This window comes from Gilliamella sp. Lep-s35, from assembly GCF_009795845.1.
Taxonomy (GTDB): domain Bacteria; phylum Pseudomonadota; class Gammaproteobacteria; order Enterobacterales; family Orbaceae; genus Gilliamella.
Genome location: NZ_WTEX01000010.1, coordinates 80,742 through 92,229 on the forward strand (window position 1 = coordinate 80,742; position 11,488 = coordinate 92,229).

The window sequence follows — 11,488 nt, forward strand, 5'->3', positions numbered from 1 at the left end:
AAATAATAATGATTATCATTTGTAAATAAAATGAGGGAACCTATATGAACACTAAAAAAAAGTTACTTTTGAGTAGTATTGCCGTCATTGTGCTAGGCTTAACCGGATGCCAATCATCAACCATGAATATAACGACGGATAATCAAACCGTAGTCGTACCCAAAACGCCTAAAAAAGTGGTGGTAATGAATTATGGCGCATTAGATACGTTAGATGCATTAGGTAAAGGTTCGATCGTTACAGCTATTCCACGATCAGTAACACCATCTTACTTACAACAATTTAATAAGACATCGATTGCCGATACTGGCAATATGAAAGAGCCTGATATTAATGCAATTAAACAAACTAAACCCGATCTGATTATTATTGATGGTCGCCAAGCAAGTAAGGCTGAAGATTTATCAAAAATTGCCCCTGTCATTAATTTAAGTGTTGATGTTAAAAATTACGTTGAATCAACCAAAAATCATATTCAAGTGCTAGCAAAAATGACAGAAACTGAAAACAAAGCAGATAATATCATCCAAGCATTAGATAAAAAAATTCAAAGTGCACAAACCTTGGCTCAAGCCAGTGCTAAAAAGGCTATTGTTGCTATTCATAATGATGGAAAGATGATCCTTATCAATTCAAGCTCAAGCGCAGCATTGATTCATGACGTACTAGACGTTAAACGAGCGGTACCACTCACCGTTACACCAGCAAATAATGCAATAGGTAAGCCAAAACCAATTTTTATTGATGATAATTACATTAAATCAGTAAAACCTGATATTATTTTTGTTGTTGATCGTAGCAAAGCAATCGGTAATCAAGGTATGGCTGAGCACTTTTTTTCACAAAAAGTATTAAACAAAAGCAAAACACAGGTTGTTTATTTAACCCCTGATCTTTGGTATCTATCAGGTGGTGGTGCTGAAAGCATAAATCGTCAAATAGACGAAGTCACTAATGCATTAAAATAGGATCAGCTTAGTTAATAAGTTTATCTTCCTATTTTTTTGAAAGCCTTTATTTGCAATAAAGGCTTTATTTTATGTTGTTCAACAACATTCAACTAATAAGCCTTTTTATTCAAATTTACTCGTTATATCCTAAGTCATTGCTGACATCTAACAGCTACGTTAAAACATTATTAATATAAATTTCAAATTATAAAATCGATGTATCAACTATAATGAAATGTGATAAAATGGTGACTTCATTTTGATTTGTAAATAACAATTAACAAATATAGTTTATTGAATTCTCAAACATTACCTCATTAAATATAAAACACTATTATAAATACTATGAATATGTCACCCCCTACAATTGGATTTGTGAGCCTTGGCTGTCCTAAAAACTTAGTTGATTCTGAACGAATTTTAACCGAACTGCGCACGCAGGGATATCAAGTGGTACCTAGCTATGACAATGCCGATTTGGTTATTGTTAATACTTGTGGATTTATTGACAGTGCCGTGCAAGAATCGCTCGAAGCGATTGGTGAAGCATTGAATGAAAACGGTAAAGTCATTGTCACCGGTTGTCTTGGCGCAAAAGAAGATCAAATTAGAACTGTTCACCCAAAAGTTCTTGAAATATCAGGCCCACATAGCTATGAAGCAGTTTTAAGCCATGTGAATAAATATGCCCCTAAACCCGAATATAATCCTTTTACTAGTTTAGTTCCAAGTCAAGGGGTTAAATTAACACCAAAACATTATGCTTATCTTAAAATTTCGGAAGGCTGTAATCATCGCTGTACCTTTTGTATTATCCCTTCTTTGCGTGGTGATATGGTTAGCCGACCAATCGGCAATGTTTTAGATGAAGCAAAACGACTAGCCGACAGTGGCGTTAAAGAATTATTGGTTATTGCTCAAGATACTTCAGCTTATGGTATCGATGTCAAAAACCGCACTAATTTTTGGAATGGGACACCATTAAAAACCGATATCCAAACCCTTTGCGAACAATTAGCTAACTTAGGTATTTGGGTCAGATTGCATTATGTGTACCCTTACCCTAGTGTTGATAATCTTATTCCATTAATGGCTGATGGTAAAATCTTGCCTTATTTAGATGTGCCATTACAACATGCAAGCCCTGCAGTTTTAAAATCAATGAAACGACCCGGTACTATTGAAAGAACCTTAGAACGCATCCATAAATGGCGAGAAATATGCCCTGATATTACGCTACGTTCAACTTTTATTGTTGGTTACCCTGGTGAAACAGAACAAGATTTTGAATTACTGCTCGACTTTTTATCACAAGCGCAATTAGATCGCGTTGGCTGCTTTCCATACAGTCCTATAGAAGGAGCTGAAGCCAATAAACTTGCCGATCAAATTCCTGAAGCAATCAAACAAGAACGTTTTGATCGCTTTATGCAATTACAACAAAAAATCTCAACGCAAAAATTACAAGCTAAAATAGGCAAAACTTTAGCTGTTATTATTGACGAAGTTGATGAAGAAGGTGCAATAGGTCGTAGCATGGCTGATGCCCCAGAAATTGATGGCGTTGTTTATCTAAACGAAGAAAACCAAGTCAAAGTCGGTGATATTGTTCAGGTTAACATTGAGCATTCCGATGAGTACGATCTATGGGGAACGGTTAAACGTTAATTAACACCATGAAACAACATTATAAACACGAAGTAAAAAATCTGGTCAAATTGGCAGTTCCGGTGCTAATTGCGCAAGTATCGCAAACCGCAATCACTTTTGTCGATACTATTATGGCAGGAAATTATAGTAAAACCGCCCTGTCTGGAGTGGCTATTGCAGTTTCAATTTGGTTACCAACAATTTTATTTGGTCAAGGATTACTAACCGTTTTAACCCCCATTATTTCAAATCTAAATGGCGCAGCTAAACGGGATCAAGTCGCAGGACACACGCGACAAGGCGTGGTGATTGCGCTGTTTTTATCTGTCATTATGATGTTAATTTTGTATCATTCTGACAAAATAATCAGTTTAAGAAGCTCAGCAGATCACCCGATTGATCCGGAAATGTTTGAGGTGGCTGTGTCATTTTTACGGGCGATTATGTGGGGAGTACCCGCATTTTTATTATTCTTAGTTTATCGTAATCAATGCGAGGGGTTATCTAATACCAAACCTGCGATGGTCATTATATTTACTGCCCTGCTTGCCAATATTCCGATAAACTACATATTAATTTATGGAAAATTAGGCCTTCCTGCTTTTGGTGGTGTTGGTTGTGGTATTACTGCATCTATTATATTTTGGTTGATGTTTATTTTGATTCGCATATACACATTAACTTCCCCAAGCCAACGCGATATTCGACAAACGCCAATCACCAAGTTGATTGATTTTGCAATAATCAAAAAAGTGATTCTGTTAGGTACACCGCTTGCACTAGCTTATTTTTTTGAAATGAGCCTATTTGCGGTGATCGCTTTATTAATTGCACCACTAGGACCAATAACCGTTGCTGCTCACCAAATTATTTTTACTATCAGCAGTTTAACCTTCGCCATACCGTTATCTCTTGGTGTGGCAACTAGCATTCGCGTTGGTTATTTACTGGGTAACAACAAGCCAGAATTAGCTAAGCAAACCGCCTATATCAGTTTGGCTATATCCTTGGCTTTAGCTATTATTGTCGCTTTAATTTTAGTTATTTTTAAAACGCCAATAATTACGCTATTTACCAGTGAAGCAACCGTTATTGCCATTTGTTTACAGCTTATTATCTTATTAGCTATCTATCAAGCATCTGACTATTTACAAGTTGTAGCAAGTAATGTACTTCGTGGTTATAAAGATACTCAAAGCATCTTTTTTATCACGCTCATTTCATATTGGGTTGTGGGATTGCCTGTTGGTTACATACTAGGATTGACCAATTTTATTACTGAGCCAATGGGAGCTGCAGGTTTTTGGATAGGAATTATTTTAGGACTTGCTGTAGCAGCGTTTTTATTAATAGCTAGAATGATCTATATACAAAAACAACCAACGGCGGTAATTTTAAAACGAGCTTCTCGATAATAAAATTTTTAATCTAAATTTCATACAAAATATTTTAGATTAAAAAAATCAATCACAACATAAGTGTTAGGTGTGTTTCAATTGCGGCTAACACTTTTTATATCTGATTTTATAATCAAAGTATTACCTTTTGTATTACATTCTCATGTTTGGTCAAATAACGAAAAAAGCCATCAATAGTTCAATATGGATGGCTTTATTTGATTCAAAAATTGGCTATTTTAATAAGCTATTTGCCTGAGCAATAACATTTTCGACAGTAAAGCCAAATTCTTTGAATAATTGATCAGCTGGACCTGATTCGCCAAAGCTAGTCATACCAATTACTTTGCCATTAAGCCCTACATATTTATACCAGTAATCACTAATACCCGCTTCAATTGCAATTCTTGCTGATACTGATGATGGTAATACTGATTCTTTATAAGCTTGATCTTGTTTATCAAATGCATCAGTTGATGGCATTGACACTACGCGTACTTTTTTACCCGCTTGTGTCAATTGTTGATACGCTTCAACAGCAAGCTCAACTTCTGAACCTGTCGCGATAATAATTAATTCAGGTGTACCTGTACAATCATTTAAGATATAACCACCACGATATACATCAGCTAATTGATGAGCTGTGCGATCTTGTTGTTTAAGATTTTGTCTTGAGAAGATCAATGCTGTCGGACCATCTTTACGTTCAATCGCATATTGCCAAGCAATTGCTGACTCGACTTGGTCGCAAGGACGCCAAGTGCTGACATTTGGTGTCATCCGTAAGCTGGCCATTTGCTCGACGGGTTGATGCGTTGGTCCGTCTTCACCCAAACCGATTGAATCATGAGTATAGACAAATAATGAACGGATTTTCATTAACGCAGCCATACGAACGGCATTGCGTGCGTACTCCATAAACATTAAGAATGTTGCACCATAAGGAATAAATCCACCATGTAAAGCAATACCGTTCATGATTGCTGACATACCAAACTCACGCACACCATAATGGATATAGTTACCATCAGCATTAGCTAAAATTTCTTTAGAGCCTGACCACATAGTTAAGTTACTTGGTGCTAAATCTGCTGAACCACCTAAAAACTCAGGTAATGCAGGAGCAAAGGCTTCAATTGAATTTTGTGATGCTTTACGAGTAGCTATTGTTGCAGGGTTTGCTTGTAGTTTATTGACCACATCGTTAGCAATTTGTGACCAGTCTGCTGGCAGATCACCATTAACGCGACGTTTAAATTCTTTAGCTAAATCAGGGTAAGCTTTAGCATAAGCGTCAAAACGAGCATTCCATTCATCTTCGCGCTGTTTACCTTTTGCTTTGGCATCCCAAGCATCATAATAATCTTTAGGAATATCAAATGCTGGGTGATTCCAACCTAGTGCTTTACGGGTTGCTTCAATTTCGGCATCGCCTAATGGTGCGCCGTGGCTTTCATGACTGCCTGCTTTATTTGGTGAACCAAAACCTATTACCGTTTTACACATTAGTAGTGATGGTTTGTCACTTACTGCTTGCGCTTGTTCAATCGCTTGTTTTAAGGCTTTAGCGTCATGTCCATCAATACCACGAATAACATGCCAACCATAAGATTCAAAACGTTTTGCGGTATCATCAGTAAACCAACCTTCTACCTCACCGTCGATTGAAATTCCATTATCGTCATAGAATGCAATTAGTTTACCTAGCTTTAGCGTACCTGCTAATGAACACACTTCGTGCGATATCCCTTCCATCATACAACCATCGCCCATAAACACATAAGTATGGTGATCAACAATAGTATGACCTGCTTTATTAAATTGTGCCGCCAATGTTCTTTCTGCAATTGCCATACCTACAGCATTAGCAATACCTTGCCCAAGTGGACCTGTGGTTGTTTCGACACCTGGCACATAACCATATTCAGGATGGCCTGCGGTTTTTGAATGCAACTGACGGAAATTTTTAAGATCATCAATCGTCACATCATAACCCGTTAAATGCAATAGGCTGTAGATCAGCATAGAAGCATGGCCATTTGATAAAACAAAACGGTCACGATCAGCCCATTTAGGATTGGTTGGATTGTGTTTTAAAAAGCCACGCCAAAGTACTTCGGCCATATCCGCCATACCCATTGGCGCACCAGGATGGCCTGATTTTGCTTTTTGCACGCCATCCATGCTTAATGCCCTTATCGCATTCGCCAGTTCGCGGTGAGATAGTGTGGTTGCATTCATGTCATCATCTCCAAAAAATTTTGAGTTTAAATTTGTTAATACCTGCAAGGTTAACATCACTTGCAAAATCGTTATTTAAATTAACGAAAGAAAATAGTATAAAAATGGGGAGCATACTCCCCGATTGTTTTATATGATTATAACAATGCGCTAATCATGTCTTCTAATTTGCCTTGGTCAACGGCAAAAGCTCGAATACCTTCAGCGAGTTTTTCAACAGCCATAGCGTCACTATTATGTTGCCATCTAAATTCGGCTTCAGTCATAGGGGCAGGACGAGCCACCACAGATTGATTTGGGTTGAGTTTTTGTACAACAGGCGCATTTGATTGTTGCATTTCGGCCAGTAAGTTAGGCGAAATTGTCAATCTATCACACCCTGCTAATGCCAAAATTTGATCGACTTTACGGAAGCTTGCCCCCATCACAATGGTTTTATAGCCGTGTTGTTTGTAATAGTTAAAGATATTACGAACTGAAACAACACCAGGGTCTTCATCAGCGACATAAGGATCGATTGGCTTTTTAGCTTGATACCAATCATAAATGCGACCAACAAAAGGAGAAATTAAAAAGGCATTCACTTCAGCACATGCACGAGCCTGAGCGAACGAAAACAATAACGTTAAATTACAATTGATACCTTCTTGTTCAAGCACTTCTGCTGCTTTAATACCTTCCCACGTTGATGCGATTTTAATTAAAATTCGAGACTGATCAATGCCCTTTTCTTTATAAAGTGCAATGATTTTACGAGCCTTTTCAATGCAGCCTTGTTTATCAAAAGACATACGGGCATCAACTTCGGTCGAAATTCGCCCCGGAACACTTTTTAAAATCTCGGCGCCAATATTAACCGCAACCTGATCGCATGCATTAACTAATTGTTCTTCTTTGCTACCACCTAATTTCTTAGCGGTTTGCACGGCAGAATCAATTAAATAACGATATTGAGGGAGTTGTGCTGCTTTTAAAACAAGAGAAGGGTTAGTTGTTGCATCTTCAGGGGAAAACTGCTTAATCGAATCGATATCACCAGTATCAGCTACCACTACGGTTAGTTTTTTAAACTCATCTAATTGACTCATACTATTTGTCCTCATACAGCATTTTATTACAATGGCAGTATAATAACATTTATTCAATAATAAAACGACTTTGTCATTTAGTAAGATCTAACCGTATAGTTAGTAATAAACAAATAGCTAAAAACATGAATAAGGTTAACTAGCATAAGGCTTTTTCGCAATAAAATCGCTCATTGAACGATTTATTACGGCTTTTTTTATTGTGTAAATAAACTCAATTATGTGAACTGAATCACAAAACAAAATTGGTATTGATTGTCTATGAGAAACAGTAAAATAATTAGCACCAAATATATTCAATGTTACGGCTTAAGTCACAACTTGAACAAGAATGACACTGATTTGTTTGGCAAAATAGCGGTTGATTTTGCTCTACTAACTTTATTGTCCCCTTCTTAATCCAAAAAGCCAACATTTGAGTAACAGCACTTTCTGGTAAGCGGAAATGACGTGCAATATCTTGCAAAGATGCACGACCTTTTAACTGCACATAATCACGAATTGATGTTATTAACATGGCTATAATTAAAATCGCAGGCGTTACCTGCGTATTTTTCCTCTATATGATGTTTTACACATTAACCTAGCAAATTTACTAACAGCATGTTGCTTTTTTATTGTCAGATAAATTAGGCACTATACCTTGATTAAAAGATAAATATCGCCCAAAAGCACGCATGGACGATAAAGCAACAACAATAAATGTACCGCATCCCAACAACCACCAAACTGCCACAGTCGAATGCCCAAGCAATGTAAATTGATAATAAACGGTTGCCATTAACCACGCTATACTAAAAGTCCAGATGGCTATAAACAAAGTCCATTTAAAGCCAGCCTCACGATACACGGCACCTAGTGCTGCAGCACAAGGCGTATAAAGTAAAATAAAAATCAAATAACTCATCGCTGCTGAAGATGAGCCAAATGCATATTTCATTTGTGAAACGGTTGTCGAATCTACCGCTAAGTCAGACTGTAGTGAATTAATATCTTGCGAAGCCGTTGAAAACCCTAATGGATCCAAAACCGCATCAGACAAACTAACCAAATTTTTAGGAATTGTGGCTAGTGCATCGTCAATATCTTGTGACAAATTCCATTGCTTAACTTGTTCACTATCATCATTCATCGAATAAAGCGAATTCAAAGTTGCAATGACCGATTCTTTAGCAAAAATGCCTGTAAAAATTCCCACTGTTGCTGGCCAATTATCGTGTTTAATTCCCATTGGTGCAAAAGCTGGTGTGATGGTTTGACTGACAACAGAAAGTACAGAATCTTGCGAACTTTCATGCTTAAACGAACCATCACTGCCCCACGAATTAAGCACACTTAACACTGTCACCATTAACACAATAGCCTTACCAGATCTAAAAATAAACGACTTTAAACGCTGCCAAGTCAAACTTAATAAACTACGCAATGTTGGAATACGATAAACAGGCATTTCCATAATAAATGGCGTAAGTGGACCTTTTAATAATGTAAATTTAAGAACAAACCCCGTTACCATTGCCACTGCAATACCCAATAAATATAAAGCAAACACCACAATAGCCGCATTTTTAGGGAAGAATATTGCCGCAAATAAGGCATACACAGGTAACCTTGCCCCACAAGACATAAAAGGGATCATACAAATTGACATAATACGATCGCGTGTACTTTCTAACGTTCGAGTGCCCATAATCGCTGGCACGCCACAGCCAAACCCGACTAACATGGGTACAAATGCCTTACCCGGTAAACCAACACAGCGCATGACACGATCAACCACCATTGCAGCACGCGCTAAGTAGCCAGAGTCTTCTAAAAATGACAACCCAAAAAACATTGCACCAATAACGGGAATAAAAGTCGAAACTGTTTGAATGCCCCGACCAACGCCATTGGCTAAAATTGCTGTAATCCAATTAGGAGCATTGATAGCATGAAGAAATTCAGCCGTGCCATCAACAAAAATCGAGCCACAAAGCACATCAAAAAAATCAACAAACACAGACCCAACATTAATTGCCAGCATAAACATGGCATACATAGCTAATAAAAAGAAGGGAACGCCCGTCAAACGCCCTAATGTTACATTATCCAACCAATCAGAAAACCGACTATTGAGCTCACGCGGTTTATCAATCACTTTTTTACAAATCGTATCAATGGTGTCATAACGAGCGCTAGCAAGTGCCACATCGATTTCGTTATCACACCATGTTGCTAGCGATAATCGACAATTTGCTAGTATATTACGATCCGATTTTGGCAAATTACCACAAGAATCATCCAATAACACATCCATCAACTGCCAGCGATTAAACTGACGCACCACACTCTCTTTTGGCAGTTCTTCAATATAGCGATTAATCACCGCTTGCACTTCATCACCCAGTAAATCTATCGACGGTTGTGCAACTTGTGGATGGTTTGCCAATTTTTCAATATGTTGATAAAAGCTTGCCAATCCTATTTTTTTGCTGGAAGATATCGCAACAACAGGACAACCAAGCAACGTTGATAACCTATCAACATTAACCTGTTCCCCCATGGCTTTAAGTGCATCGCACATATTCAAAACCACAATCATTGGCAGTTGTAAGTCAATTAGCTGGCAAGTTAAATACAAACTACGCTGTAAATTCGTCGCATCGATAATATTGATAATAATGCTATCACGTTCAGACAACACAAACTGACGAGCTATAAGCTCATCTTGCGACACGCAAAGTGGATCACGCTCGATCGAATAGGTACCAGGTAAATCAACAACCTCATATTGCTTATGTTGATATGAAAAAACGCCCGTTTTACGCTCAACCGTTACTCCCGACCAATTCCCCACGCGCTGCTTTGCACCAGTCAACAAATTAAACAGTGTGGTTTTACCACAGTTAGGATTACCAATTAACGCTACCTTCACGCATTCACCTCCATCACTTCAATAGCTTGAGCTTCTTTACGACGTAAACAAAGCGAAAAACCTCGCATTTTAATTTCAATCGGATCACCAAGTGGCGCTATTCGCACAGCCAAAACCTTGCAGCCGGGTGTAATCCCCATAGCCAGTAACTTTCGACGAAAAGGCAACGATTCGGGTAACAATCGAGTAATCACCGCCTCGTGCCCTAAAGGTAATTGATTAAGAGTAAAAGATGACATTATGCTTCCTAAAAATGACGATAATATTGATAAAAGCAATCGTATAAAATTAAATATGCTTATTTTAAAAAATATCAACGTTATTTTTAGTTTAAAAATGCGAATTATTCTCAATAACAATAAATAATAAGTAAAAAAATCGCAAAAATGATTAAACCTTAGATATGCTGTAGAAATTTCTCTTGTTGTTTACAATAATTTGAGAAACACTGTAATAAATATCCATAAAAAAACAAAACTAACGCCCTATCACAGACAAGCGATAGAACGCTGATATCAAAAAGAAAAATAACGGCCACCAATTTGGCTAAACACTTTATGGTCAGTCGCTAAATCATTTATAGCGTGCTAAAGAAAGCACGATTGAAGCTTTTTGTGCCTTTAACCAGTAAAAATGAACGTTATAAAACGATCAGTTAGGGAATTAAACGTCTGGTTAAAGTCGAAAAATCGATTGAAGATAAATTAAGACGGCAAGCTAAACGCGATAACAAAACCGCTCTGAGCGAAATACGACAGACTGATACCTACGGTTTACCTTTACTTAAAAATGAAACGATGCAGCAAACTAGAGAATATCTGCTTGAAATTATCTATTTGATTTTTATTGTTTTTATACATAAACGTAGTGCATTCCTGAAACTTTTTAACAAAAACTATACTATATTGATTTATTTAGATAAACTGTGTGATAACCGGTATATCAAGCAAAAATCACCTGCCCATAAACCAGTGGAAAAGCCGAAAACGTGATATGAACTTTGAATTGATATGCGGCATAAACAGCCAATATTTAACGATTCGAAAGAGTGAAAACGAAAACTTAAATGTTTGTTTAATTTTTATTATACGGTTAAACCGTATAAAGCGATTTGAGGAAAAACGCCTTATGCGTTTTAGCGAATTATTTTAATCATGAAGTGTGGAATGGCAACACATTTTCAAACAAAAAAATTAAGGGGTAAGTGTTTTTTAAATTCAACGGGAGGCAAGTAGCCTAACGAAG

At 37.3% G+C, this 11,488-nt stretch carries 8 protein-coding genes; 3 read left to right on the plus strand and 5 right to left on the minus strand.

The window, feature by feature from the left end; all coding sequences use genetic code 11:
* The first annotated feature begins 44 nt into the window (after positions 1-44).
* The 3 genes from GQ590_RS06350 (at position 45) to GQ590_RS06360 (ending at position 4,015) form a co-directional block, all read left to right on the plus strand.
* Positions 45-968 carry a siderophore ABC transporter substrate-binding protein gene (locus GQ590_RS06350; protein WP_160407387.1) on the plus strand — a complete coding sequence of 308 codons (924 nt, stop codon included), beginning with the start codon at positions 45-47 and terminating at the stop codon, positions 966-968.
* A 333-nt stretch (positions 969-1,301) separates the two neighbouring features.
* Positions 1,302-2,618 (plus strand): 30S ribosomal protein S12 methylthiotransferase RimO, encoded by a 1,317-nt coding sequence (gene rimO, locus GQ590_RS06355; RefSeq protein ID WP_160407389.1) that lies wholly within the window; start codon positions 1,302-1,304, stop codon positions 2,616-2,618.
* 8 nt (positions 2,619-2,626) lie between these two features.
* Positions 2,627-4,015: an MATE family efflux transporter gene (locus GQ590_RS06360; protein ID WP_160407392.1), complete on the plus strand. Its 1,389-nt coding sequence runs from the start codon at positions 2,627-2,629 to the stop codon at positions 4,013-4,015.
* 216 nt (positions 4,016-4,231) lie between these two features.
* Here the strand turns inward: GQ590_RS06360 and tkt are convergent, their stop codons facing one another.
* From tkt to GQ590_RS06385, 5 genes are all read right to left on the minus strand, one after another.
* Positions 4,232-6,238, minus strand: a complete 2,007-nt coding sequence (gene tkt / locus GQ590_RS06365) for a transketolase (protein WP_160407394.1) — start codon at positions 6,236-6,238, stop codon at positions 4,232-4,234.
* 137 nt (positions 6,239-6,375) lie between these two features.
* Complete coding sequence (gene tal / locus GQ590_RS06370) at positions 6,376-7,326, minus strand: transaldolase (RefSeq protein ID WP_160407397.1); 951 nt, start codon at positions 7,324-7,326, stop codon at positions 6,376-6,378.
* Between the two features lie 280 nt (positions 7,327-7,606).
* Positions 7,607-7,843: a FeoC-like transcriptional regulator gene (locus GQ590_RS06375; protein ID WP_065560571.1), complete on the minus strand. Its 237-nt coding sequence runs from the start codon at positions 7,841-7,843 to the stop codon at positions 7,607-7,609.
* A 78-nt stretch (positions 7,844-7,921) separates the two neighbouring features.
* The gene (feoB, locus tag GQ590_RS06380; RefSeq protein ID WP_160407399.1) at positions 7,922-10,243 is read right to left on the minus strand and encodes a Fe(2+) transporter permease subunit FeoB; all 2,322 of its coding nucleotides are present in this window, start codon (positions 10,241-10,243) and stop codon (positions 7,922-7,924) included.
* Positions 10,240-10,482: a FeoA family protein gene (locus GQ590_RS06385; protein ID WP_081300229.1), complete on the minus strand. Its 243-nt coding sequence runs from the start codon at positions 10,480-10,482 to the stop codon at positions 10,240-10,242. Before GQ590_RS06385 ends, feoB begins: the two co-directional genes overlap by 4 nt.
* Between the last annotated feature and the right edge of the window lie 1,006 nt (positions 10,483-11,488).

Coding starts and splice junctions, on each gene's coding strand:
- rimO (WP_160407389.1), top strand. CDS start 1,302: ATGTCACCCCCTACAATTGGATTTGTGAGCCTTGGCTGTCCTAAAAAC.
- GQ590_RS06360 (WP_160407392.1), top strand. CDS start 2,627: ATGAAACAACATTATAAACACGAAGTAAAAAATCTGGTCAAATTGGCA.
- tkt (WP_160407394.1), bottom strand. CDS start 6,238: ATGAATGCAACCACACTATCTCACCGCGAACTGGCGAATGCGATAAGG.
- GQ590_RS06375 (WP_065560571.1), bottom strand. CDS start 7,843: ATGTTAATAACATCAATTCGTGATTATGTGCAGTTAAAAGGTCGTGCA.
- GQ590_RS06385 (WP_081300229.1), bottom strand. CDS start 10,482: ATGTCATCTTTTACTCTTAATCAATTACCTTTAGGGCACGAGGCGGTG.
- GQ590_RS06350 (WP_160407387.1), top strand. CDS start 45: ATGAACACTAAAAAAAAGTTACTTTTGAGTAGTATTGCCGTCATTGTG.
- tal (WP_160407397.1), bottom strand. CDS start 7,326: ATGAGTCAATTAGATGAGTTTAAAAAACTAACCGTAGTGGTAGCTGAT.